Source organism: Collinsella sp. AF36-3AT (genome assembly GCF_003475205.1).
Lineage (GTDB): Bacteria > Actinomycetota > Coriobacteriia > Coriobacteriales > Coriobacteriaceae > Collinsella > Collinsella aerofaciens_AF.
This window is the reverse complement of record NZ_QROZ01000002.1, coordinates 192056-217620: the sequence shown is the minus strand read 5'-3', so window position 1 is coordinate 217620 and position 25565 is coordinate 192056. Positions and strand designations below refer to the sequence as shown.

General features: G+C 60.6%; 16 protein-coding genes. 5 read left to right on the top strand and 11 right to left on the bottom strand.

Annotated features, from left to right (window positions below; all coding sequences use genetic code 11):
• Window positions 1-3: 3 nt before the first annotated feature.
• Complete coding sequence (locus DW003_RS03340; RefSeq protein ID WP_118387528.1) at window positions 4-3012, bottom strand: glycoside hydrolase family 2 TIM barrel-domain containing protein; 3009 nt, start codon at window positions 3010-3012, stop codon at window positions 4-6.
• Window positions 3013-3388: 376 nt separating this feature from the next.
• On the opposite strand from DW003_RS03340, the gene DW003_RS03335 reads away from it, so the two are divergent.
• Complete coding sequence (locus tag DW003_RS03335; RefSeq protein WP_118387526.1) at window positions 3389-4405, top strand: LacI family DNA-binding transcriptional regulator; 1017 nt, start codon at window positions 3389-3391, stop codon at window positions 4403-4405.
• Window positions 4406-4710: 305 nt separating this feature from the next.
• On the opposite strand, the gene aspS is transcribed toward DW003_RS03335, so the two are convergent.
• A complete protein-coding gene (gene aspS, locus DW003_RS03330) occupies window positions 4711-6498 on the bottom strand; it encodes an aspartate--tRNA ligase (protein ID WP_118387524.1) in 1788 nt (595 codons plus the stop codon).
• Window positions 6499-6754: 256 nt separating this feature from the next.
• Between aspS and serB the strand changes: the two genes are divergently transcribed.
• From serB to DW003_RS03310, 4 genes are all read left to right on the top strand, one after another.
• Window positions 6755-7390, top strand: a complete 636-nt coding sequence (gene serB, locus DW003_RS03325; RefSeq protein ID WP_118387522.1) for a phosphoserine phosphatase SerB — start codon at window positions 6755-6757, stop codon at window positions 7388-7390.
• A 114-nt stretch (window positions 7391-7504) separates the two neighbouring features.
• On the top strand, window positions 7505-8287 hold the full coding sequence (gene larB / locus DW003_RS03320) for a nickel pincer cofactor biosynthesis protein LarB (RefSeq protein WP_099432648.1): 783 nt from the start codon (window positions 7505-7507) through the stop codon (window positions 8285-8287).
• Between the two features lie 10 nt (window positions 8288-8297).
• The gene (locus DW003_RS03315) at window positions 8298-9215 is read left to right on the top strand and encodes a LarC family nickel insertion protein (protein WP_118387520.1); all 918 of its coding nucleotides are present in this window, start codon (window positions 8298-8300) and stop codon (window positions 9213-9215) included.
• Between the two features lie 2 nt (window positions 9216-9217).
• Window positions 9218-9757 (top strand): TetR/AcrR family transcriptional regulator, encoded by a 540-nt coding sequence (locus DW003_RS03310; RefSeq protein WP_118387518.1) that lies wholly within the window; start codon window positions 9218-9220, stop codon window positions 9755-9757.
• A gap of 323 nt (window positions 9758-10080) precedes the next feature.
• Here DW003_RS03310 and larD read toward each other — a convergent pair whose 3' ends face one another.
• The 9 genes from larD to DW003_RS03265 all read right to left on the bottom strand — a co-directional run bounded on the left by larD (window position 10081) and on the right by DW003_RS03265 (window position 25429).
• Window positions 10081-10812, bottom strand: a complete 732-nt coding sequence (gene larD / locus DW003_RS03305; protein WP_118387516.1) for a D/L-lactic acid transporter LarD — start codon at window positions 10810-10812, stop codon at window positions 10081-10083.
• A gap of 49 nt (window positions 10813-10861) precedes the next feature.
• On the bottom strand, window positions 10862-12139 hold the full coding sequence (larA, locus tag DW003_RS03300; RefSeq protein ID WP_117778829.1) for a nickel-dependent lactate racemase: 1278 nt from the start codon (window positions 12137-12139) through the stop codon (window positions 10862-10864).
• 374 nt (window positions 12140-12513) lie between these two features.
• Window positions 12514-15327, bottom strand: a complete 2814-nt coding sequence (locus DW003_RS03295) for a phosphoenolpyruvate carboxylase (RefSeq protein ID WP_370448108.1) — start codon at window positions 15325-15327, stop codon at window positions 12514-12516.
• A gap of 258 nt (window positions 15328-15585) precedes the next feature.
• Window positions 15586-16899, bottom strand: a complete 1314-nt coding sequence (hisS, locus tag DW003_RS03290) for a histidine--tRNA ligase (protein ID WP_117645931.1) — start codon at window positions 16897-16899, stop codon at window positions 15586-15588.
• Between the two features lie 304 nt (window positions 16900-17203).
• Entirely contained in the window at window positions 17204-17473 is a 270-nt protein-coding gene (locus tag DW003_RS03285; protein WP_187361886.1) for a hypothetical protein, read from the bottom strand.
• Window positions 17474-17735: 262 nt separating this feature from the next.
• Complete coding sequence (locus tag DW003_RS03280; protein WP_118387513.1) at window positions 17736-19031, bottom strand: M20 family metallopeptidase; 1296 nt, start codon at window positions 19029-19031, stop codon at window positions 17736-17738.
• A gap of 116 nt (window positions 19032-19147) precedes the next feature.
• Window positions 19148-20131, bottom strand: a complete 984-nt coding sequence (locus DW003_RS03275; protein WP_117634248.1) for a DMT family transporter — start codon at window positions 20129-20131, stop codon at window positions 19148-19150.
• Window positions 20132-20464: 333 nt separating this feature from the next.
• Window positions 20465-22654 (bottom strand): YhgE/Pip domain-containing protein, encoded by a 2190-nt coding sequence (locus DW003_RS03270; protein ID WP_118387511.1) that lies wholly within the window; start codon window positions 22652-22654, stop codon window positions 20465-20467.
• On the bottom strand, window positions 22655-25429 hold the full coding sequence (locus DW003_RS03265) for a YhgE/Pip domain-containing protein (RefSeq protein WP_233545475.1): 2775 nt from the start codon (window positions 25427-25429) through the stop codon (window positions 22655-22657).
• Window positions 25430-25565 lie beyond the last annotated feature (136 nt).

The following is a 25565-nucleotide window of genomic DNA, read 5'->3' as shown; positions in this document are numbered from 1 at the left end:
GACTTATGCCTCCTTAATGGGTGCCAGCGCCTGAGCCAGATCGGCAGACGTCAGCGGTCGCAGGGACACCTCAAAGCTGAAGCTCTCAAAACGGGTGCGGTAGGAATCGAGCACCTCGGAACCCCAAGAGTTCGAACCAAGGCCGAGCAGCTGGTCGTTGATATTGACCGTAACCGTGTCGCCCTTGACAAGGTCGTAGACGTGCTTGGCGTTATCTATAGCCTCGCAGCTATAGGGCCATGCCGAGAACGAGAACGGGTTGGAGGCGGCGTCGCTCGGACGCGTCACGACCAGACCGTCACCGTGGCTAGAGCGCAGGGCGACCCAACGGGTGCCCTCGCGGTTAGCACAATCCTGAGGCATAACGTAGGGCGTGAACATGTCGTCGACCGTAGTGCGGTAATGACCGACCGGGTTGGCGCGCAGCGAGTCCGGATAGTTCTCGCCCGGGCCGTGGCCATACCACTCGACGGCACGATCGCAACCGGGGACCTCGAAGGAGATGCCGATGCGCGGGATGATATCCGAGTAATCGCCGTAGGGCTCGCCGGAAACCTTGAGGTCGACGCGACCGCTCGGAAGCACGGTGTAGACGAGCTCGACGCGCATGCCGAACGCGCGGACGGGAGGAGCGATACGCTGGCTCACGGTAACGACGACCGCATTGCCATCCTGCTTCCAAGAAACCTTGCGGGTAGACGTCTGCATCACATCGATGAAGTTGTCCTTCCACAGTGAGTCATACTCCTGGGCATGGTTATCGACGAGCGGATGCCAAAAACCAACCTGGGGACCAGAGGCCATGACGTCGCGGCCGGATGCCTTCCACTCGCTCACGGTACCGTTGACTTTGCTGAAGGTCAGCTCGCCGTTGAGGGAGTGGATGCGGATCTCCTGCTCGGTCTCCTCAACCGTAAGCTCAGGACGAGCGGGGGCCACGATGGCCGGCGCCGGATGGTTTGCGATGGCAAACTGGCTAGCGCCCAGCTGGAACATCGGCTCGCACCAGACGTGAGCGGCCATGGTGTAGGCGCGCACGGTCAGCAGGGTCTCGCCCACTGCGGCCTCGCGAATCACCAGTGGCAGCTGGACGGACTCGCCGGGGGCAACCGCGCCGGGCATGAGCGTCTTGCGGCAGACCACGTCGCCGTCCACCAGGGTCTCGGCCGACAGGCAGACATCCTCGAGGGTGGTGAACCAACGCTTGTTGGTGACGGTCAGCTCGCCTGCCTCGGCGTCATAAGCCATGCGGACCGGGCAGATAACCTGGCCGTACTCGGTAAGGCCCGGACTCGGCTGCTGCCAGGGGAACACCATGCCATCGATGCAGAAGTTGCTGTTGTTGGGGTAATCGCCGTTGTCGCCACCATACATATCGTAGGCAACGCCGTCCTCGGTCACAGCAGCCAAACCGTGGTCGCACCATTCCCAAATGAACTGGCCCTGGATGCAATCCCAACGATCGAAGACCTCCTGGTACTCGGACAGGCCTCCGGGACCATTGCCCATGGAGTGACCGTACTCACAGTTGATGCGCGGCTTGGGGAATGGGTGCTCGCCAAAGTCGTTCATCTGCGAAACACGGGAGTACATCGTGGAGATAACGTCGACGGTATCGGCGTTGCGGTCCTCCTCATAATGGACCGGACGATCATCGAGCTCGTGAGCCTTGGCGTACATCGCGCGGATGTTGCAGCCATAGCCGCTCTCGTTGCCCATCGACCACATAATGATGCAGGCGTGGTTGCGCTCCTGCATCACCAGGCGCTCAATGCGGTCGACGTAGGCCGGCTCCCATGCCGGATCGTCGGTGACCAGGGCGATGTTGCCGATATTCTCGAAGCCGTGGCTCTCCATATCGGTCTCGGCGACCAGCATGATGCCATACTCATCACACAGCTCGTAGAAGCGCGGGTCATTGGCATAGTGAGAGGTGCGCACCGCGTTGATGTTGTGCCGCTTCATGAGCTCCAGGTCGCGGCGCATGCGATCGAGGCCCACGGCGCGGCCCTTGTGATCGTCGTGATCGTGGCGGTTGACGCCATGCATCTTAAAGTAGGTGCCGTTGAGGTAGATATGATTGCCCTCGACCGTCACCTCGGCAAGACCCTGGCGATGCGGAACGTACTCGCTGGCCTCGTCGCCATCGTAGACCTCAAACGTAAGGTCATAGAGGAAGGGGTCCTCGGGATTCCAGAAGTGGGCATCGGCAACGCTGCACTCGGCATGGCCGTCGACGCACTCACCCGTAGCCACCACGTTTCCGCCATCGCTGAGCGTATACACAACGCGGGTAGCGCCCTCGGCCACCGTATCGAGCGTGATCAGAGCGGCATCGCCCTCGCGGTGCGTGCGGAACCTAAAGTCGACCAGGTGCGCGGCGGGACGCTGCATAAGGTACACATCGCGGAAGATGCCCGAGGCCCACCACATGTCCTGATCCTCGATATAGCTGCCATCACTGTACTGCAGAGCCTTGACCGCAAACAGGTTGTCGCCCTCGACGAGCGCGTCGGTCACGTCAAACTCGGCAGACAGGCGCGAACCCTTGGTCATGCCGATAAACTGACCGTTGACGTACAGCTCACCATAGCTCTCGATGCCGTCAAAGCGAATGATCTCGCGAGCGCCGGCAGGCACGGCGGGAAGGTTGACGATGCGCTGGTAGACGCCCGTGGGGTCGTCGGAGGGAACGAACGGCTGATCCACCGGGAACGGGAAACCCTCGTCGGTGTAGGCAAGGTTGCCATAGCCATCCACCTGCCACAGGTGCGGAACCTCCACGTGATCCCACTCGGGCTCGTACGTGGAGAGCTCCTCGTTGGAAACGGCAGCAGGCCCCTCAAAGAGGCGGAACTGCCACGAGCCGGACAGCTGGACAAACCCGCGCGACAGCTCGCGGCTGTACGTAGCGGCGAGATCGGCGGTCTCGTAACCCATAAAGTACGCATGGGGTGCCAGGCGGTTCCTGTGGGTGAGCGCTTGGTTTTCCCAATCGTTAATGGCGTCCATGGTGATGCTCCTTCGTCATCGTAGTGATTCTTGTGCAACCGGTTGTCCTTATCTTACGGGCGATGCAAAAAATTGTGCAACCGGTTGTCCGCTGAACGGTCGATTTGGTCGGATTAACGGTGCAACCGGTTGTACAGCTGCGACACTTATGTCACCCTGAGTATCGAAACTCAGCGCAAAACATCGTTCTTAAGCTCGTAGGCAACCGCCACGCCCGCTGATATCTCACCCACACGAGACGTATTCGATTGCGGCTTGGTTGCAAAACGACACCTGTCACCGGATATCATGAACGCTGTTCAGGTGCACTATAGTAAGCTGTATCCGCACCAGCCCGTATCAGTGACAACATCGACCGCATTTTCCAGGAGACGCCATGACCCAACCAGTTCGCACCGCACCTACGCTTGCCGAGGTTGCCGCAGCTGCCGGCGTGTCGCGCTCCACGGCATCGCGCGCCCTCAACGATTCGCCCCGCATTAGCGAGGAAACCAAAAAGCGCGTCCGTGCGGCGGCCAAGAAAGTCAATTTTGTCCCCAATGCCCGTGGCCGAGCGCTCGCTGTCGGGCGCACGGAAATCATCGCCGTGCTCGTGACCGAGCCCCTGAGTGAACTCTTCAGCGACCCCACCTATAGCGAGTTTTTGAGCGGTATTACCGAGGAACTGTCGGAGTCGTCCTATCTGCCCGTTATCTTGCAGGCGTCTTCTACGCATGAGCGCAACCGCGCACGCGAGCACTTTGAGCGCCGCTCGTTCGACGCCGTGATCGACGTCTCCCCCTACAAGGGCAGCGAGCTGCTCGAGGTGCTGCGCGAGCTGGGCGTACCCACCGTGTTGTGCGGCCAGCTCGAGGGCCACCCCTATCGCGATGTGTTCTCGACGGTCTACTCTGACGACGAAGAGGGCGGACGCTTTGCGGCACACGCCATGAAGGAGCGCGGGCGCAAAGATATCGTCGCCGTGTTGGGACCGCAAGACAACCCCGCTGTTGTCGACCGCCTGCGCGGCTACCGCGCCGTCTTGGGCGAAGACCTCCCAGACGCAAACGTTATCTATACCGGCTGGAACAGCGGAGACGGCTATCAGGCCATGCGCCAGATCCTCGCGCGCAAGATTGCTTTCGATGGCGTGCTCTGCGGATCGGACCGTATCGCGGCTGGCGTCATCACCGCACTCAACGAGGCAGGCCTATCTGTTCCGGCGGAAGTTTCTGTCGTCGGCTTCGACGATCACGAGATTGCGACGCGCTGCGTCCCCGCACTCACGACCGTCCGCCAGCCCCTGCGCGAAGAAGGCCACATGGCCGCCAACATTGCGCTCGACATGATCAAGGGTGCCGAGCCCGCCACCACCGTCATGCACATGCAGCTCGTTCAGAGAGACTCGCTGTAGGAAACTGGGCCGGGCTTTCCGCCAGACAGTTGCTGTGGAAAGCCCGGCCCGTTTTGAGCGCTCATTCTGGGGCACAGTTTCCGTTAGACAGCTCAACCGGAAACTGTGTCCCATTATTTTGCCGAATTCTGGGTCGCGCTTTCCCAGAGGACCCCCTTTGGGAAAGCGCGACCCGTTCTGGACGCAGATTCCGGGACGCACTTTCCGCGACGCCCGGTCATCCCATGCCCTCACAATCTCGGCGCATAAAAAACGAGGGAAGGCACGCGTCCTTCCCTCGTTGCGGGCAATATGTAGCCGCTCGCTTACATCAGGCGCAGGCTGACATCCTTGAGCTGGGCGCCGGAAACGGCACTCGGGGCGCCCGACATGAGGTCGGAGCCGCTGGCCGTCTTGGGGAACGCCATGACGTCGCGAATGGAGTCGGAGCCGGTGAGCAGCATGCACACGCGGTCCAGGCCCAGAGCGAAACCGCCCATCGGGGGCGCACCAAACTTGAGCGCCTCCATGAGGAAGCCGAACTGAGACTCGGCGCGCTCCTCGGTAAAGCCCAGAAGCTTGAGCATGGACATCTGCATCTCGGCGTTGTGGATACGCATACCGCCGCCACCGGCCTCAAAGCCGTCCATGACAAAGTCGTAGGTGCAAGAGCCGGCTGCCAGCGGATCTGCCTCGATCTTGGCGATGTCGGTCTCGGTCGGCAGGGTGAAGGGCTGATGCTCGGCTGCATAGGCCTTGCGATCCTCGTCCCAGTGGAACAGCGGGAAGTTGACGACCCACAGGAAGTCGTGGCCCTCGCGCTTGATCTCGAGCGCGTTAGCCATGTGGGAACGCATGCCGCCCAGGATCTCGTCGGAGAGCAGGCGCGGGCCGGCGGCGAACATCACAAGGTCGCCGGGCTCGACGTCCATGCGCTCGCGCAGGGCGGCCATCTCCTCGTCCGAGAAGAACTTGACGATGGGGCTGTTGATGGAGCCGTCCTCGCGGAATGCGATCCAGGCCAGGCCCTTGGCGCCAAACGTGGAAGCCACGCCGGCAAGCTTATCGATCTTGGCGCGAGCCCAGGCACCGGCGCCCTTGGCGTTGATGGCCTTGACGACAGAGCCCTCCTCGTTCGCGGCAGTCGCAAAGACCTTGAACTTGGAGTTGGCGAAGATGTCGGTCAGGTCGACCAGGTGCATGCCATAGCGGGTATCGGGCTTGTCGGAGCCATAGGTGTCCATGGCCTCCCAGTAGTCCATGCGACGCAGCGGCGTGGGCATCTCGACACCCATGCGGCCGAAGGCATCGGCCAGGACCTCCTCAAGCGCGCTCATAACGTCGTTCTGGTCCACGAAGGACATCTCGATATCGACCTGGGTGAACTCGGGCTGACGGTCGGCGCGCAGGTCCTCGTCGCGGAAGCACTTGGCGACCTGGTAGTAGCGCTCGACGCCACCGACCATGAGCAGCTGCTTCAGGAGCTGCGGGGACTGCGGCAGAGCGTAGAAGTTGCCCGGCTGGATGCGGCTGGGGACGATGAAGTCGCGGGCGCCCTCGGGCGTAGACTTGAACAGGGAGGGCGTCTCGACCTCCATGAACTCACGGTTGTGCAGCGCCTCGCGAATGGCAAAGGTAAAGTCGGAGCGCAGCTTGAGGTTGGCCATCATCTCGGGACGACGGAGGTCCAGATAGCGATAGCGCAGACGGGTGTCCTCGCTGGTTTCGATGCCGTCCTCAATCTGGAACGGCGGGGTGACGGATGTGTTGAGCACCTCGGCGTGGTCGGTCAGGACCTCGATCTCGCCGGTCGCGAGCTTGGTGTTGGTGGTCTCCTCGCCACGGGCGCGCACGACGCCGTGAATCTTGATGGGCCACTCGGGACGCATGGTCTCGGCGATCTTAAAGGCGTCGCCGTCGGAGTGCTCGGGGTCGAAGGTGAGCTGCGTGATGCCCTCGCGGTCGCGAAGGTCGCAGAAGATAAGGCCGCCGTGGTCGCGGCGACGGCTCACCCAACCGGTGAGGGTGACCTCTTCGCCCACGTTCTCGCGGCGAAGCTCGCCGCAGGTACGGGTGTGCATGGAATGCTCGTCGATGGGACGGGTCTGGCTCATACCAGTGATCCTCCTTTATGGATCTGTGCCGCCCCGTGTCGTTCCGGGCGGCGTCGTACAGATTTGCCCGGCCTGCGTAAACCGCGCAGCCAGACATGGCGTTCTATCTTATCGCACCATTGTCGATGTGCCGCGAAAAAGTAGCTCTTGCCCAAAGACTTGACGGAGACGAAACAATTGACACGCCGCGGCACCCGCCCGCACTCGTCACGTGCGACAATATGCCCCAATAAAACAGCACTCGGAAAGGCCCGCCATGACTGCACGCCTCATCGTTATGGATATCGACTCCACGCTCATCAACCAGGAGGTCATCGACCTGTTGGGCGAAGAGGCCGGCGTGGGCGAGCAGGTGGCACAGATCACCGAACGCGCCATGCGCGGCGAGCTTGACTTTAAGCAGGCGCTCGAGGAGCGCGTGGGGCTGCTCGCCGGCCTGGACGAGAGCGTGTTCGAGCGCACCTTTGAGCGCGTGACATTTACCCCCGGCGCGTTGGAGCTTGTGCGCTCAGCGCACAGCAAGGGCTGGAAGGTCGGCGTGGTAAGCGGCGGCTTTCACGAGGTCGCCGACAAGATCGTGGCCGCCGCGGGCATCGATTTTTGCCTGGCCAACCGCCTGGAAGTCGTGGACGGCAAGCTCACCGGCAAGCTGGCGGCCGACATCGTGACCAAGGAGTCCAAGCTCATCCAGCTGCTAGATTGGGCAGTTGAGTGCGGCGTCGATATGACCCACACGGTCGCGATCGGCGACGGCGCCAACGACATCCCCATGATTCAGGCCGCGGGCACGGGCATCGCGTTTTGCGCCAAGCCCAAGACGCGCGAGGCGGCCCCGTTTGCCATCGACGAACGCAACCTGATGCTCGCCATGGACATCATCCTGCGCGACTAGTCAATCCATCTAACAAGTGAATCAGTCTGTCCTATAGTTTCCGAACAATTTTGTCTTAGTGTTCGGAAACATACCCTTTGAGTGCTAGACTTTGCGCCGTCGAAGGGAACATATATGGATAAGCGAGATCTTGAGCAATTGCTGAGCGATGTTGCCGGCGGAGCAGTCACCCCTGCCGACGCCCTCACGCGCATCCAGACGGCTCCGACCGCCGATTTGGGCTTTGCGCAGCTCGATCTTTCGCGCGGGGTGCGCCAGGGAGCCGGCGAGGTTGTCTACGGGGCCGGTAAAACCGCCGATCAGATTGCCGCCATTATCGAAGCACTGCGCGATGCCGGCCAGGAGCGCATCCTGGTCACGCGCTTGGATGCCGAAAAAGCCGCGCGCACCGCTGAGCTTCTCGGCAACGGCATCGACCTGGGATATGTCCCGGACGCCCAGCTCGCCCTCGTGGGCGGCAAGCCCTCCCCCACCGGCAACGGACGCATCGTCGTCGCCTGCGCCGGCACGAGCGACCTGCCCGTCGCCGAAGAAGCCGCGTTGACGGCCGAGTTCTATGGCAACGAGGTCGACCGCCTCTACGACGTAGGTGTCGCCGGCCTGCACCGCCTACTCGCGCATGCCGAGGAGCTTGCTCAGGCGCAGGTGGTCATCGCCATCGCCGGCATGGAGGGCGCACTGGCGAGCGTTATCGGCGGCCTGGTGAGCTGTCCGGTCATCGCCGTTCCCACCAGCGTGGGTTACGGCGCGAGCTTTGGTGGCGTAGCCGCGCTGCTCGCCATGCTCAACTCCTGCGCCAGCGGCGTTTCGGTCGTCAACATCGACAACGGCTTTGGTGCCGCCTACCAGGCAAGTCTTATCAATCATCTGAGCGCCGGCACGCCCTGCGCCCGTTAAGGAGCATTCCATGTCCAATCATCAGCACACGCTTATCATCGACGGCACCTCGGGCATCAGCGGCGATATGACCGTCGCGGCCCTGCTCGACCTAGGCGCCAGCGAGGAGCACCTGCGCGAGCAGCTCGCCACGCTGCCGGTCGACGGCTTTACGATCGCCGTCACACGCGTAAGCAAGCATGGCATCAACGCCTGCGATTTCGACGTCCAGCTTGCAGAGGAGCTCGAGAACCACGATCACGATATGGCCTGGCTCTACGGCAACGAAGCAGCTGCCGAGCACACGCACGAGCATGAGCACCACCATCATGATCATGGCGAGCACGAACACGAGCACTGCCACGAGCATGACCATGAGGGCCACGGTCATGGCCACGAGGGTCACCATCACGCCCACCACCACCATCACCGTTCTTTGGCGGACGTCACCGCCATCATAGATGGCTCGCAGCTAAGCGATGGCGCCAAGCGTCGCGCGCTCGCCATCTTTACCGCGCTCGCCGCCGCCGAGGCCAAGGCCCACGGCAAAACGCCCGAGACCGTCATGTTCCACGAGGTGGGCGCCGTCGATTCCATCGTCGACGTCTGCTCTGTCGCCATCTGCCTCGATGCCCTGGGCATTGAGGACATCGTGGTCGAGTCGCTCTCCGAGGGTCACGGTACCATCCGTTGTGCCCACGGCCTCATGCCCATTCCCGTCCCCGCTGTCGTCAACCTGTGCCAGGCGGGCAATATCGCCCTCACGCCTGCACCGGTCGCCAGCGAGCTCGTCACGCCCACGGGTGCCGCCATCGTCGCCGCACTGCGCACGTCCGAGCACCTGCCAGCCCGCTACCGCATCGAGGCCGTCGGCTACGGCGCTGGTAAGCGCCCCTACGAGGGCTGCTCCGGCACGCTCCGCTGTCTGCTCGTTCACGCGGACGCATAGCCATGGATGCCCGCAAGGAAAAAAGCCGCGCCGCCATCGTCGCAGCATTCTCCGAGCTCCTGCGCGAGGAGGACTACAGCAAGATCACCGTCGGCGACATCATCGCGCGCGCTCACGTAGGCCGCGCGACATTCTACGGTCTCTTTAAGAGCAAAGACGACCTACTGTCCGAGCTCGTGAGCGACATCTGCACCCACGCTCTCGACGACGATGGCACACCGCTCGACGACCCACTCGTGCAGGTCGAGCATATCCTCAACAACCTCTGGGAACGCCGTCAGGGCGTGAGAGCCCTCGTAGCCGGCGCCGGCTCACGCGTCTTCGCCGACTGCTTACGCAAGACCATCATGTCACGAGCAGCCGAAACCGTCCCCAACGGCCCCCAAGGGCCCGCCGGCACCATGGACCGCAGCTTCCTATTACACCACATAGCCTCAAGCTTCGTAGGAATGGTCCAATGGTGGGCCTGGCACAACTTCCAAGCAGATAAGGCCGAAGTAGCCAAAGACTACCTATCAGCCATACAGCCCCTCTTCACCTAAGTTAGCCTCTCATTCCAAAGTCTCACCCCCATCTCAGGGCACCAAAAAGCAAAGTGCCCATCCCATCCCCAAGTCACGCTTTCTTGTAAGGGCACCCAAAAACAAAGCGCCCCTCACATCCAAATTCAGATATATATGTTGGGTTGCTTGTTCGAACACAGCCAAGAATGCCCAGGGCTCGGCAAGGGTTTACTTTCCAACGCATTCCGCAGGACGCAAAAAGGCTCGCCGCACAAAGTGCGCAGCGAGCCTTTTTGCATGTCCGAGGACGCGTTGGAAAGTTAACCCTTACCGAGCCCGGACCTTATAGAGCCGTCCTTCGACTAGAACATGCCCAAGAAACCATGCACAAACAACGCAGCCACGATGGCACCGACAAACGGAGCGATGCCAGGAACAAGCAGGCCGTACTTCCAATTGTTGTCGGCCTTGTTCTTAATCGGCAGCACCTGATAGGCCATGCGAGGACCAAGGTCACGTGCCTGGTTCATAGCGAAGCCGGTGATGCCGCCCATGCCCATGCCAACAGCCCAAACGATCAGGCCGACGCAGATGGCGAGCATCAGAACGTTCTCGCCGGCGCGGCTAGCAGCAGCAAGGATGGCGCTGATGAACACGAAGGTGCAGATAGCCTCGCAGAAGAAGTTACGAGCATAGTTCGTGCCCTCGGTGGTGGGGTTGGTCGAGAAGATGTTGCGCTGGGCAATGGGGTCGACGACGCCCTCGGAAGCCTTGAACTCATCGGCATACATCAACCAAGCGATTACGGCACCCACAAAGCCGCCGAGCATATCGGCAATCATGAAGGGGATGCAGTTGCCCCACGGCACCAGGCCTACGATGCACTGGGCAAGCACCATGGCCGGGTTCATGCACACGGCGCCGCCAAAGACAAACAGGCAGACCGAGATGCCAAAAGACCAGGTGGTGATGGCAAACATGTGGCCAGAGCCCTGATACTTGGTGCCCTTGAGCACCGTATCGCAGTGCACGCCCACGCCAAAGATGATCATGAGGGCCGTTGCGCCGAATTCGCAGAGGAGTTTGGTAAGCATAAAACCTTATCTTTCTTGTCGGTTAAAAACGATTCGTTTAGGCCGCGTGCTAGTGCTGCGCGACGACAACGCCCAGGCCATCGGGAATAACGGCAACCTTGGCATCGGCACCCTTCATCTCAAAGGCGAGCTTGAGCGCCTCCTCGATAGTGTTGACCGGCGTCATGTGCATATCCTTGAGCATCTGGTGATCGCACAGGTCGGTGACCATGATCACGGGGTGATGCGCCAAGATGCGGGCAAAGATCTGGCTCGTCCACTGATCGGGCAGGGTCTCGTCCTTGGGACGATCGATGCAGGCACGCTCAAACTCTGCCGGATCGTTGTCGGCGATGTTATGATAGAAGCCCTCGCCACCGTGGCCGTCGGCACAACCGGCGACATCGATGATCACGCCGCCCTCGGGAAGCGTGGCCTCGGCAGCGCACATGCCCTTCACGGCCTGATAGATGTTCTGATCGAGCGGGTAGCCACCGTTGGTGGTGATGGCAATCTCGCACTCGACGGGCTCAACGCCGGCAAGGCTCTTCACGAACTCGCAGCCAGCCTCGTGCGCCTTGTGGATGTCGCCGGCAAAGGAGCCAATGACCTCGTGCTTGCCGTTGAGCACAACGTTGAGCACAAAGGCAAGGTGAGCCATCTCGGCGGCGGCGAACATGTCCTCGCTCACGTGGTTGTGGCACAGGTTTCCGGCACGCGAGTGGGAATCGTTCACAAACTGACCGTTGTGGTTGTACATGATGGTCTTGTAGCTGGCGATGCCAGGCAGGACGGACTTGCGGCTACCAGAGAAACCGGCAAAGAAGTGCGGCTCAATAAAGCCCTCGGCAAGCAGCAGATCGCAATCGGCGGCAATCTTGTTGATGATGCACTCGCCACCAGAAGGCAGGGTGCCGATCTTTTTCATCATGCTGTCGTCGGTCGCGACATGCATGACGATCTCCTCGTTAGCGACGATCTCCTCGCCGTACTTGTTAACGAGTTCCTCGTGCGTCGAGGGGCGATGCATGCCGGTCGCGACCAGGATGCGCACACGTGCCTCAGGAGCGGCAGCGTGGATGTGATGCAGCAGAATAGGCATCGTCACACGCGAGGGAACGGGACGCGTATGGTCGGAGCTAATGATGACGATATCCTTCTTGCCAGCACAAAGCTCCTCGAGCGAAGGTGAGCCATAAGGGTTGGCAAGTGACTCCTCTACCAGCTCTTCCTGAGATTTTGTAGTCTTAAACTCGTTTTGATGACCTTCCATCACACCCGCGAAGTTCTTATCCTCGAGCTCCAGATGCAACGTTTTGTGGTCAAACGGCAGTTCACATTCAAACAATGATGAGCGCCCTCTTCCTTTCAACTGACACACTAGATAAACCGTTGGAAGGATACGCCGCTCACCGAAAAACACCACCGTCCACCGACTCATTAACACAACGTTCATATTTGACCCACAACAAAACGGCCACGATCCCAAACGGAGCCGCGGCCGCTACAGTCGTAAGTCGAGAAGCGCGCCATTATTCCCCCAGCCAGTAATCCACCGAAGACCGGACATCGTAGGGCCCGCCATCAGCTTACTTTTAGGCACACTCCGCAGGACGCAAGAAGCCCTCGCCGCACGAAGTGCGCAGCGAGGGCTTCTTGCATGTCCGAGGACGTGCCTAAAAGTAAGCTGATGGCGGGCCCGGACGACTACAGGGCTATCGATTACCCCGTGTTCTGCAATCCTGCCGAGACGCCGGTCACAGTCGAAAGAATCAGGCTCATGTACTCGGCCTTCTTCTCCTCGGCCATCTCGTCCTGGTTCATACGCACCTCGCGAAGGGCGCGGACCTGAGCGATGGACAGGGCGTCGACGTAGGGGTTACGCACACGAACGGCGCAGCCGAGCACGCGGCGACGCTGCAGCGGCCACTCGTCACCGACGATGGCAAGGACCCACTTACGGGTGAGCTGCATCTCGGTGAAGACCTTCTCGGACAGATCCTGGCGATCGCCCAGGTGCAGGTACATCTTGGCGATGCGCTGATCGGTCTTAGCGATCGACATCTCGATGTTGTCGATAAAGGTGCGGAAGAACGGCCACTCCTGGTAGGCAGCCTTGAGCTGGTCAAGGTCGCCAAACTGCTCGCAGGCGGTGCCCAGGCCGTACCAAGCGGCCAGGTTAATGCGCGCCTGGCTCCAGCTGAAGATCCACGGAATGGTACGCAGGTCGTCGAGCGACTTGGCACCCAGACCGCGCTTGGCCGGGCGCGAGCCAATCGGCAGCAGACCGACCTCGGTCAGCGGCGTCACGGTCGAGAACCACGGTGTAAAGTCCTCAGTGTTCAGCAGGTCCAGATAGCGCTCATGGCTTACTGCGTTGAGCTTCTCGGCCATATCCCAGAACTTCTGCGTGGTCTCGGTGTTGGTCTTCTCGACGCTCGGAGCCGACTGCAAAAGCGTTGCGGCGGCAACGGACTCAACATGGCGCTGAGCCAGCGTGCGGTTGCCGTAACGGGCAAAGATGACCTCGCCCTGCTCGGTGAGCTTAAAGAAGCAGTTGACCGAACCCTTGGGCTGCGCCAGCACGGCCTTGTTGGCCGGACCGCCGCCACGGCCCACGGCACCGCCGCGACCGTGCATGAGCACCAGATCGATATCGTTTTTCTCGGCCCACTTGGCAATGCGCTCCTGCGCGGAGTGCAGCGCGAGCATGGCCGTGGTAGGACCGGCATCCTTGGAGGAGTCGGAGTAGCCCAGCATGACCTCCATGCGGCGGTTGGTCTGGGCAAGGCGCTTTTGCACCACGGGCAGCGTAAGCATCTGGTCGAGCACGTCGACGCAGCCCTCGAGGTCCTCGAGCTGCTCAAACAGCGGGATCACGTCGAGCTCGGGGACATCCTCCTCGTGTGCAAAGGACAGGTGGGCAAGCTCAAAGACGTCGGCCACATGCTGGGCGCTCTTGGTGAACGAGATGATGTAGCGGTGCGCCATCTTCTTGCCGTAGCGCTTTTGGATGGAACCGATGGCACGGAAGGTATCGATGACCTCGCGCGTCATGGGCTGCAGGTCGCCATGGATACCGTTCTCGTGGATATCCTTGAGGGCGCGGGCATGCACCACGGAGTGCTGACGGAACTCCATCTCGACCATATGGAAGCCGAAGGACTCGACCTGCCAGATGATGGTCTGGACCGGGCCGTAGGCAGCACGGACGGCACCGCAGGCGGCCAGGGAGCGCTGAACGACACGCAGGTCATCCAGGAACTCATCGGCGCTGTGATACATGGTATCGGTGATACGGCGCACGGTGGCGTTGAGTCGGTCTGCCATGACGAGCATGACGGCGCGATGCGGCTCGTGCTCGGAGATCAGCTCGGCGCGGGCCGTGTACCGAGGGCTCATCTCGACCTGATGGTTCCACAGGTTGATGAGTTCAGCAGAAGGCTTGCTGTAGGTGGCCTCGAGCGTGAGGTTGCGGCCGATGCGGCGGCACTTGTCCTCGAGCTTGAGCACCATGTGAGTGAAGTACTTGGCGGCGACCTCACGGCTCACCTTGGCGGTGACGTTGGGGTTACCGTCGCGGTCGGAACCGATCCAGCTGCCGGGATGGAAGAACGCCGGGCACAGCGGCGGCACGGTACCGGCCTTGTCGCCCAGCACCCAGTCGTCAAAGCGACGATAGATGACGGGGATGACGTCGAACAGCGTGTTATCGAAGATGTCGATGATGGTATCGGCTTCCTCGACCGGCGTGGGCTTCTTGAGCGCGATGGGGCTCGTACGCACCAGGGCGTCGATCTCCTGCAGCATATGGCGCTCGTTCTCCACCAGGTCGGAGCCGCCCAGACGCGGACGCTCCTCCAGCAGATTGGAGATACGGCGAATCTTGCCCTCGACGGCCTTGCGACGGGCCTCGGTGGGATGTGCGGTAAAGACAGGGTGGAACTCGAGCTTGCCGAGCAGCTCGTTGGCGCCCTCGACACCCATCTCGTTTACCAACTGGTGATAGGCGACGGTGAGCTCGTTGGCGGGATCGACCTCGGTATCGGTCGATGCGCCGGCCTCGCACTCGCGCAGCTGCGCCACACGGTAGTTCTCCTCCGACAGGTTTGCCAGGTGGAAGAAGCTCGTAAAGGCGCGAACGATGACCTGCTGCTTATCGAGCGGCAGACTGTCGATCAGATCGACGACCTCACGGAATGCCACGGCGGTGGGCTCGTCGGCGGTGGGCACGCCCTGCTCGTCGACGGCCTCGTCGGCAGCACGGGCGCCGGGGTTTCCGGCATTGGCCACAATCTCGGCCGTCAGGATCTTGTCGAACAGGTCCGCGATCTCGGGATCATACTCGCTAAGCACACGGCGCTCTAGGCGCAGGAACAGCGCCAAGTTGTCGCGCAGCTCCTCGGGGATCTCGATCTCGGCGAGACGCTCCCTGGACTCGGCATTCGAGCCGATTCGGTTAACGAGGCGGTTGACCACGGCAGCGACGCGCGCCGCGGCTTCGGGTACAGACTGGTTGCTTAGGTTCTCAGCCACGTTTCCTCCCATTCCTCCTTCTATGCACGTAACATGCGGTATTCATTATAGGCACTCGGCAAAAACTTTCGGCGCTGATTGCGCTTTACCACACAAAAGTATTTTCTGCATTGCAAGGGTTTTTGCCCTAAATGGTCGTATTTCTCGGTGGGCGGCATACGTAAATGGGGGCATTCCGCATAAAAGCGAAACACCCCCGTAACAATCGCTCGCAATGAGCTGGGCACCTCAGCGGCACTACAGCTCAAAAATCATGCGCTACAGGCGCTCGCGAACCGCCTCGACCACGTTGGCCAGATCGACGAGGGCCTCGTCATGGCTCTCCATGTCGCGCACCTTGACCTTGCCGGCGGCAAGCTCGTCGCCACCCAGGACCAAAATGAGCTTGGCGCCAACCTTGTCGGCCTGCTTAAACTGAGCTTTGAGCGAACGACCCTGGTAGTCGGCCTCGGTCACGATGCCAGCGGCGCGAAGCTCCTGCGTGATGGCAAAGACGTTCTGGCGCAGCTCCTTGCCGGCATTGGCGACGTAGACGCACGGGGCCTCCTCGGCACCCAGGTCGCTGCCAAAGGCCTGCAGGGCCAGCAGCGCACGCTCAAAACCGACGGCAAAGCCGACGCCTGCCGTGGGCTTGCCACCCTCGAGCTCGACCAAGCCGTCATAGCGACCGCCGCCACCGATGGAGCCGACGCCGGCGCCGGGAGCCTCGACCTCAAAGACGGTACGGGTGTAGTAGTCCAAGCCACGCACCAAGGTGGGATCCTCGACATACTCGATACCCGCCGCATCCAAATAGCGCTTGACCTGCTCGTAGTGCTCGCGGCACTCATCGCACAGGTTGTCGCCCATCAGCGGTGCGTCGGCCATGATCTCGCGGCAGTGGTCGTTCTTGCAGTCGAAGGCACGCAGCGGATTGAGCTCGGCGCGCTCGCGGCACTCGTCGCACATCTCGTCGGCGTGATCGAGGATAAACTGCTTGACCTGCTCGCGATAGGCCGGACGGCATTGGGCATCGCCCATCGAGTTAATGAGCAGACGGAGCTTGGAAAGATCGAAACCAAGGCGCTTGTAGAACTCCATGAGCATGATGATGCACTCGGCGTCTGCTGCCGGATCGGGAGCGCCGAGCCACTCGATGCCCACCTGGTGGAACTGGCGCAGGCGACCCTTCTGGGGACGCTCGCCACGGAACATGGCCTCGGCATAATAAGCCTTAAACGGCGTGGAGCCCTGGGGCACCAGGTTGTTCTCCACGACGGCGCGCACCACACCGGCCGTGCCCTCGGGACGAAGCGCCAGGCGCTGCTTGGGCTTGAGCTTGCTATCGGTGCCCTCAGCAAAGACGCGCTCCAGGTTGGCGCCGCTAAAGACGCGGAACATCTCCTTGCGCACGACGTCGGTCGACTGGCCGATGCCGTGGACAAAGACGTCCACCTGCTCGATCGCGGGCGTCTCGATGGGCTTAAAGCCAAACGGCTCGAATACGCCGGCCGCAATCTGCTGCATCTTTTGCCAAGCGCGCATCTCGGCGCCGATAAGGTCGCGGGTTCCCTCCGCCTTCTGTGCCTGCATGGGCAAACACCTTTCTTTTGTATCGCGTCATAGATAGTGGTCATTATACGGCACAAACACAAACAGCGGCGGTGCATCTGACCGAACGAGGGTATGGGGACTCGTTCGGCCAGATGCACCGCCGCGGTGTGCAATCTGCAATCCTTCCGCCTCTTCGGATCACAAAATCCGTTGGACGGAAAGACTTCGGGTCATCTCTTGAGCCCGTGGCTGCATGGGAAACCGAATGACGGTACGAGCATCCATTCGGCTTCCAAGGCAGCCACGGACAAAACGGGGCAAAGAGCTACGAGCGACGTCGTCCCTACTCCCCCGCCACGCTCGCGCGCAGCTTAGCCGCGATGAGCTCAGACGCCAGCAGGAACACCAGCATTGCCACCGAGCACGCCAGGCACACGATCCATGTGCTCGTAAAGGAGCCCGTGGCATCGAACAGTATTCCCGAGACGATGGCGCCCACCGTGCCGCCAACCATCTCGAGCGAGGTGATGGTGCCCGTTACCTTGCCCAGGTCGGCCATGCCAAACTGCTTGGACGCGGCGATCGTGGGCGTTGGAGATGTTGTACTGCGCAAGGGAAATGCCCAGGTCGCTGACGATCAACGGCTGGAACAGGCTCATGCAGTTGACGAAAATCGTGTAGCACGTGGCCATGATCACGAAGCCAGAGGCCACCACGAGCCAGCCGGGGAAGAACTTACGCTGCTGGGACATACTGCTCCTTATTTAACAAACGAATAGCCGGCGCCGGGCGCCGGTAGTGCCCAAGATTGCCTTGAAAGACAAGGGCATAGGCCTTACGGCCATGCCCGCAGGCTTGAAAGGCAAGGTTGGGTGCTACCGGTGGTCGGCGATATAGCCCAAAGCGACGGCGGTATAGGCCGCGGCACCGAGCGGCAGTTCGGCATCGTTAAAGCGCGCCTTGGGATGATGCTGAGCAAAATGCTCGTCCGTATCAGTCACGGCAGCGCCCACGGTAAAGTACGCACTCGGGATCTCGCTCGAGATCAACGCGAAGTCCTCGCTCGCCATGGCGTGGAACAGCGGCAGGAAGGCGGACTTGGGCAGCACCGCGCCCACGTAGCCAAGCGAGGCCTGGGTCATATCGCTGTCGAGCACGAGCGGCGGAACGTCCGAAAGCGTCTCGATGGCTGCCGGCGTACGATATGTTGCGGCAACGCCGTTGACGACCTCCGCGATACGCTCCTTGAGATGAGTCATGAGCTCGACATCGAAGCCGCGCAGCGTTCCCTCGAGCACACAGGTGTCGGGGATGACGTTGGCCGCCAAGCCGCCAGCGAACTTACCAACGGTAAGTGCGACTTCCTTGGCCGCTGGCACCTCGCGGGAGATAAGCTCCTGAAGCGCCAGATGCACATGGACGCCGGCCGTAATGGGGTCGATGCAGATCTCGGGGCTCGAGCCATGACCGCCCTTGCCCTGCAGCGTGATGCGGAAACCGTACACGCCCGAGAGCGCCGGACTGCCGTAAAGCACCAGGCCAAGCGGCGACTGGCTATTGACATGCATGGCAAAGGCGACCTGAGGGCGCGGGTTCTGCAGCAGACCGTCGGCGATGGCGGCGCGGGCACCCTCAAAGGTTTCCTCGCCCGGCTGGAACAGCAGCTTAACCGTGGCGTTGGCATCAACAAGCTCAGTCTCGCGCGCTTTGAGCATACGAGCCGCGCCAAGCAGCGCCGTCGCGTGCATATCGTGACCGCAAGCGTGCATGCAGCCGTTGGTGGATGCAAAGGGCTCGCCGGATTCCTCGGCAACGGGCAGGGCGTCCATGTCGCCACGAAGCATGATGACCGTACCAGCCTGCTCATTCGTGCAGACGCCATTGCCTTGGGCCGCGGCGGCACCGGCGCCGACAAGGCCCACAACGCAGGAACCATCAACGAGCGTGGCAAATGGGATGTCCATCTCAGTCAGGCGCGCTTGGATATACGCAGAGGTCTGTGGGAGGCTATTACCCAGCTCGGGCATCTGGTGGAGATCGTGTCGCCACGCAGCGAGCTCGTCTGCAAAAGCCTGAGCTTCTGCAACGAGACCGTCACCGATAGCGGTCTGCGCCGCTGCGGTGGCCTTGGGCGCTGATTGCGGTTGAAGATCGGACAAAGCTGGTGCCATAGATGCCCTCCAGTATCGTTTTTGCAGCAAGCACTTTGATAGCGTAAAGTGCAAGGTACTACTTTAAGGGCGAGGCATAAAAAATGCCGCCCCGGGAGGGCGGCGCAACAAGTTGTTTACAATTGCGGGCGCGGCTTTCGACGCAAAAAATCGAAGTGAGTCTCGCTCAAGATAATCGACAGGAAGATGAGCGCGAAGCCGGCGAGCAGGCGCGAGGTGAGCGCCTCCCCCATCAGCAGCACCGAGAACAGCACACCCGAAGGCGACTCCATCGAAAGGAGCAGCGAGCCCGTCGAGGCCGGGACATGCGCCAGGCCGACGTTTTGGATGAGCAGAGCCGCGCATGTGCAGCCCACCGAGAGAAACGCCATCGCACTGATAAAGCTCGGCGTCCACACGGACAGAGGCGCTTGGGTCTCGAATAGCAGCGACGTTGCCAGGCTCAGCACGCCGTTGCCCACAAACATCCAAAACGTGATGACGTTGATGTCCATTTTGCGACCGTACTTGGCAGTCACCGCCATCTGGATGGCGAAAAAGGCCGCACCCGCCAGCGTAATGACGTCACCAATGTTGAATTCAACGCTATCGAGTGCGACGAGGCCAATGCCCGCTAGGCACAGCAGCGCGGCACCCAAGTTGTAGCGCGTGAGCTTTTCGCCGCTCAGGAAATAGCTCGCGAACGGCACAAGGATGCAATACGTGCCCGTCAAAAAAGCATTCTTGCCCGCCGTAGTATGTGCCAGACCGACCGTCTGCAACGCATAGGCCGCCCACATGAGCACGCCCATACTCAGGCCAACGATCAGGTTGCGAGCGTTGAGGTGCGCGATGATGCGCTTGTGGAAGACGGCAAACATGACCAACGCTGCGGGCAGAAAACGTACATAGAGCAGCGCGAACACCGGAATGGTGCCGAGTGCGTCCTTCATAGTGGTAAAGGAGTAGCCCCAGATGACCGCCACCGAAAGGAGCAGAACCTTCCAGAACAGCGGAGAGCGTGCGCCGGCGCCCCGGGGAATACCGCCCGCGCCCAAATCCTCACGGGCTACTGGGCTATCGGGCAAGTTTTCGATTTCGTTGGCAGCGTATTGGGCCATGGAACATCCTCACACTCAATCTGGGCGTGGTGTCCGCACGCGTATGGCTGCGTGCCGCCTCATGGTCAAATAAAAACGGGACGCGCCGGACCCCCGGCACGCCCCGCTACTGTAGCAACAACCAACGTCACACCGCAATCCAGCCCACTAAAGTACCGGCAGAGTAAACCTCGATGCTCCGGCAATATCAGCGAAAACGACCCCAAGCGAGCAAGGTGACGTGAAATGAAAGGGCGCTGACCTTCTGGTCGCGCCCTTGAAATTGAACGTCAGATTGCCGCTTGGGGCCGTTTGCAGCGTCGAGCCGTTACGCGGTTTGGTAAAACCGCGTAACTAAATAAGCTTCGTGCTTTCAAGCTTTTCGATGATCCAGTCGTTGGCCTTGATGACCGGGCGGCGGAAGACGACGCCCAGGCCCAGCGACGGAATCAGATAGCTCGCCAAGATACCCAGCTCAACCCAGTACTCCATATGGTAGGCGCCAGCCATGGCGGCGTGCATGGCGTTGATGCCGTGGGTAAACGGCAGGAACGGGTAGATCGCCTGGAACACAGGGCCGGTCATCTCGATGGGGAACGTACCGCCTGAACCGCCGACCTGCATGACCAACAGCACGACAGCGAGCGCCTTGCCGATATCGCCAAACGAAACCGTGAGCGTGTAGACGATATTGGAGAACACGAGACTCGCGACCCAGCCCGCCAGCACAAACTGCAGCGGGTTGTCGCATTGGATGCCAAAGAACAGGATGTCGCCCGCGCACACGAGTGTCGCCTGCAGCAGGGCCAGACCTCCAAAGAACAGGTAGCGGCCCAGGTAGATCTCGTGCAGGCGCACGGGGATCAGCTCGTTGATGAGCTCATCGTCAACCGATACCTTCATCATGGCCGCCAGCACGATCGAGCCGACCCACAGCGACAGGATCGTATAGAACGGCGCCATGGCCGAACCGTAATTGCGGATCGGATAGACCGGCTTGCGGTCGAGCGCGACGGGGCCGGAAAGCGACACGGCCAAACCCTCGGGATCGTTGCCGATCATCGTCTTGATCGTGGCAAGGTCGTCCGACATCAGGGCGCCATCGAGCTCGTCCTTAAAGGCGCTGATCTTGTCCGATGCCTCACCCAGCTGATCGGAAGCCTTGTTGACCAGCGTCGCAGCCTTGGAGAGGCCCTTTGCGAGCGAGCCAGAGGCGTCGGTCAGACCGCTCACGGCGCTATCCAAGTCACCCGAGATACCGTTCAGGGAATCCAGAACGCCCGAAATGGTCTTCTTGAGCTCCTTGGCCTTAACCGAGAACGTGGAATCGTAGTCGGACTTGGCTCCCGAGATACCCGCCTTGGCATCGGCGATGGCCTGGTCGACCTCGGCACGCGAGTTGTTGACCTCCGCCATGCCGTCCGAAAGGGACTTTGCGGTCGCCGTCAGGTCCTTCGCATTGTTACGATACTCCGTCGCGATCCTGCCCAGCGATGTCGCCACAGACTTAAGACTGTCCTGGAGCTTTTCGTCACTCACCTGCTCGGCAAAACTGCGGAGCTGGTTAGCCACGTCATCGATATCGTTGGCACGCGATTCGAGTGCCGACGCGGCTTTGTTGAGCTGGGTCACCGTAACGTCGACATGCTGGTTCGCGGCATCGAATGCCTTCGCAAGCTCGGCGGACACGTTGTCGAACGAGCCCGCGCTTCCGTCAATCGCCGCGTCAACGGCATCGTTGGCGGCCTTGAGCGCTTCCTTGGAATCATTGATGCCACTCTTGGCGTGCTCCATCAGCTGCTTCGTCGACTCATCAACGGTGCCCGTCTGCTTGAGCATGCCGCCCGCCGATGTCAGTGAATCGGACGTGGAGCTCAAAATGCCCGCGAGCGACGTCGCACTCGCCTGAACGTCCTGCAGGTCCTCGACCGAATCGCCCAGCGTCGAGGACAGATTGGCGATAAAGTTGCTCACCTGGTCGGTACTCATATAGTCGAGCAGGCTGGACACGGTCTTAAGGCCGATGGTCGTGATGGTCTTGGTAAAGGTCTCGTTGACCTGACTCTGGACGGCGCTCGAGCCCTTTTCAGTCACGATCTGTGCGATGGCGTTAGCCTTCTGGTTCTCGTAGAACTCGATATCGGCGTGCTTCACCTCGGTCGAGAAAAGCGTCATCATGTCGGCGCTAAACGTTTTAGGGATAACGACGGCAGCGTAGTACGCGCCCGACTTGACGCCATCGATGGCCTTATCGCGATCGTTGAGCACAACCCAGTCGAAGTTCTCGTTGCCGCGCAGAGTGGCGGTTACGTTTTCGCCCACGTTGACCTCGACGGGAATCAGATCGCTCTCGTAACCCTCATCAGTGTTGACCACGGCGATCTTAAGGTTGCCGGTGTTGCCGTACGGATCCCAGCTTCCGGCGATGTTAAACCATGCATAGAGACATGGCACGATGATCAGGCCCATCACGACGACCATGCCGATCACGGAGCGAGACACGTTTTGGACATCGCGCTTAAACAGGTGCAGGATGTTTTTCATTTATGCCTCACCTCCTTTAGAGTGCTTGCCAAGCGAGGTGGTGTCCCCGTCGTTTCCGTTTACGTTGTCAGCGCCGTCGGCATCTTGAGCCTTACGATGCGCACCGATATGCGACAGACGGCTCGTAGGCTGTTCGTCTCCCTTGGCGCCACGCTCGCTGGCGTTGAGACCAAACATGCGACGGGCGGCAGGGATGGCAGCCGTGTGCTCGCGCATCTCGCGGCGAAGGTCCTCGTCCGAAAGCGCCGAGATACGCATCTGGGTATTGAGGCTCGCACGGATGTATTCGATGTTGATGAGCCAGCCGCAGATGGCGATAACCGAAATGATCCAGATAACGAGCAGGATGATCTTGCCGTTATTGTCGATATCGAGCACCGTCGAAAGCACAAAGAGCAGAACCTGCACGCCTACCACGGCGGCAAAACCGCCCTTGATGTAGTACGGGTAGCGATGCTCAAACGCCACGGCATGATCGAGCAGCTCGCGACGGTACGAATCCGAATCGAGCATGACGCGCATGGCCGTGCGCAGCGAATAGCGCTGGCGCGGTAGGTCGTTGGACTCGCAGATCATTAGGCCCGTCGTGGAAAGCTGCTTATCAAAGAGCAGATTGAGGTTGAGCAGCAACGGGCGCAGCTGCAGACCGATAAAGAGCGCGATGGCAAGGAACACGCCCAGGATGCACAGGTTGAACAGGTAGTTGAACGAATACATGCCACCGACGGTCTCGCGCAGCAGGTTGATGCCATAGGTGAAGGGCAGCAGCGGATGCAGCCATTGGAAGAAACCTGGCATCATCTCGATGGGATACATGCCCGACGAGCCGGGGATCTGCACAATGACGAGGATGACGCCAATGGCTTTACCGATATGCTTAAAGGTGGTGGACAGCGCATAGATGATGTTGACGTAGGTGAACGAGATAGCGATGCCGCCCAGCACAAAGAGCAGCGGATTGACGCACTGAACGCCAATGACCAGGTCGCCCACCGTAACGATAATGGCCTGGAACGCGCCCAGGATCACCAGCAGCAGCCAGCGGCCAAAGTAGCCCTGACGCGCCGTAAAGCTACCGATGCCCTCGCGGTCGACCTCGAGCTTGTAGATGGCGATGAGCACGTAGCCGCCTACCCACAGCGCCAGATTGGTGTAGAAGGGCGCGATGCCCGAGCCAAAGCTCTTGACCGGATAGATTGACTTGGATGTCAGCTCAACCGGAGATGCCATGAAATCTGCCACGTCATTGACGTCGACGTCCATGAGGTCGGCTAACTCGCCCATAGACTCAGAGGTCTGCAGCGCCGCAATGTCATTGGCGGCGGTCGCGAGCTTGTCCTGAACCTTGGCAAGGGAGGCGTCGGTTTGGGACAGCGTGGTCTTTGCCTGCTTGAGCGTGGCGTCGAGCTGCGCCAGCGTGCCGCGCGCGCTCGCTATCGTGGGGGTCATGCCCGACACAATGCCGGTCAAATCGCCCGAAACGGCGGCAAAGGAGTCAAGCGCGCTCGAAGCCTTCGGCAGCGCGTTTTGACCCAGATCTGCCTGGGCCTGGCCAAGGTTGGTCGCCCCGGTCTGAATTGCGTTATTGATAGCGTCGCTGGCACCCGAGACAGCCGCGGCATCATTTGCCATGGCGCTCGACTGCGCGGACAGACTGTTCTTGATACTCTGCAGCTGGTCGTTCTGCTTCTTGAGCGTATCGATCGTCGAGGCGATCAGTGCGTCGATCTGATCCGATCCCGTCGAGGTATCGCCGGCAAGAATCTGCAGGTGGCCGATAACTGCGGTGTTGTGATCGATCGTTGCCTGGAGAGACTCGAGCGAGTTGTCGATGCGGGTGGTCGTAGATGTGACCGTGCCCGTCAACTTGCCGATGGCAGCATTCGCGGAAGCCGACGTCTTGGTTAGCGCAAGGCTGCCCTCCGAAAGTGCCTTGGAGAGCGAGGTGATGGACTTGCCAGCCGTGGTACGAGCTTCGACCAGCAGATCATTACCCTGAGCGATTGCCTGCGTTAGCGAAGGCGCCTGTCCCTGCAGGCCCGCCAACGCAGCATCGGCCGAAGCAATCGAGCTGCTCGTCTTGTCGATGGCGGTGTTCATGTCGCCGATGGAATCACGTACCTCGCCCAAGGTATCGGATGCCTCGGACACCGAGCTTGCCAGCGAATCCTGCGTCTGGGTTGCCTTGTCCTTTAGATCGACTCCGGCATCTTTGGCAATGCCGGCAACGGTCTCGCCCACCGTAGAGACAAATTCCGAGTTTATCTGCTCCTCGATGGTGTTGGCACCGGTATCGGTAACCTTGGGCGCAATGGCGCTCTTTTTCTCGTTGACGTAATAGGTGAGCTTCGGCTGATGGTAATTGCCGTCGAGCATCGAGACGAGATTGTCAGAGAAGTTCTTGGGAATCACGATGGCAGCATAGTATTCGCCACTTTCGACGCCCTCTTTGGCATCTGCCGCCGAGTCGACGAAGGTCCAGCCAAGCTGGTCGTTCTTCTTGAGCTGGTCGACCACCTTATCGCCTGCGTTGAGCTCGCCCACTAGGTCGTTCTGGGTGCCCTGATCGTTGTTGGCGATGGCGATCTTGATGCCCTGGGTGTTTCCATACGGATCCCAGTTGGCCACGATGTTGTACCAGGCATACAGCGAGGGAATCACGCACACGCCCAGGGTAACCACCAGGGCGACGGGGTTCACGATCAATCGCTTGATGTCGCGTTTAAAGATTGCAAAGGAAACCTTTGCATCGGATAGTTTGCTGCCGAGACTCACGCTTGGACCATCCATCCTATCGTTTAGCCGAATCATGCTATTAACAACCATTGTACGGAGGCACTTTAGCGTGTCGCGGCACAATGGTGCTGAGTTTTGCGGGTAGCAATATACTACGAAGATAAGTTAACGTACA

Bases quoted from the DNA above. Each gene is read 5' to 3' on its own strand.
- DW003_RS03280 (WP_118387513.1), bottom strand. From the start codon at position 19,031: ATGGCACCAGCTTTGTCCGATCTTCAACCGCAATCAGCGCCCAAGGCC.
- DW003_RS03340 (WP_118387528.1), bottom strand. From the start codon at position 3,012: ATGGACGCCATTAACGATTGGGAAAACCAAGCGCTCACCCACAGGAAC.
- serB (WP_118387522.1), top strand. From the start codon at position 6,755: ATGACTGCACGCCTCATCGTTATGGATATCGACTCCACGCTCATCAAC.
- larD (WP_118387516.1), bottom strand. From the start codon at position 10,812: ATGCTTACCAAACTCCTCTGCGAATTCGGCGCAACGGCCCTCATGATC.
- DW003_RS03310 (WP_118387518.1), top strand. From the start codon at position 9,218: ATGGATGCCCGCAAGGAAAAAAGCCGCGCCGCCATCGTCGCAGCATTC.
- DW003_RS03275 (WP_117634248.1), bottom strand. From the start codon at position 20,131: ATGGCCCAATACGCTGCCAACGAAATCGAAAACTTGCCCGATAGCCCA.
- DW003_RS03335 (WP_118387526.1), top strand. From the start codon at position 3,389: ATGACCCAACCAGTTCGCACCGCACCTACGCTTGCCGAGGTTGCCGCA.
- DW003_RS03315 (WP_118387520.1), top strand. From the start codon at position 8,298: ATGTCCAATCATCAGCACACGCTTATCATCGACGGCACCTCGGGCATC.
- hisS (WP_117645931.1), bottom strand. From the start codon at position 16,899: ATGCAGGCACAGAAGGCGGAGGGAACCCGCGACCTTATCGGCGCCGAG.
- larB (WP_099432648.1), top strand. From the start codon at position 7,505: ATGGATAAGCGAGATCTTGAGCAATTGCTGAGCGATGTTGCCGGCGGA.
- DW003_RS03270 (WP_118387511.1), bottom strand. From the start codon at position 22,654: ATGAAAAACATCCTGCACCTGTTTAAGCGCGATGTCCAAAACGTGTCT.
- aspS (WP_118387524.1), bottom strand. From the start codon at position 6,498: ATGAGCCAGACCCGTCCCATCGACGAGCATTCCATGCACACCCGTACC.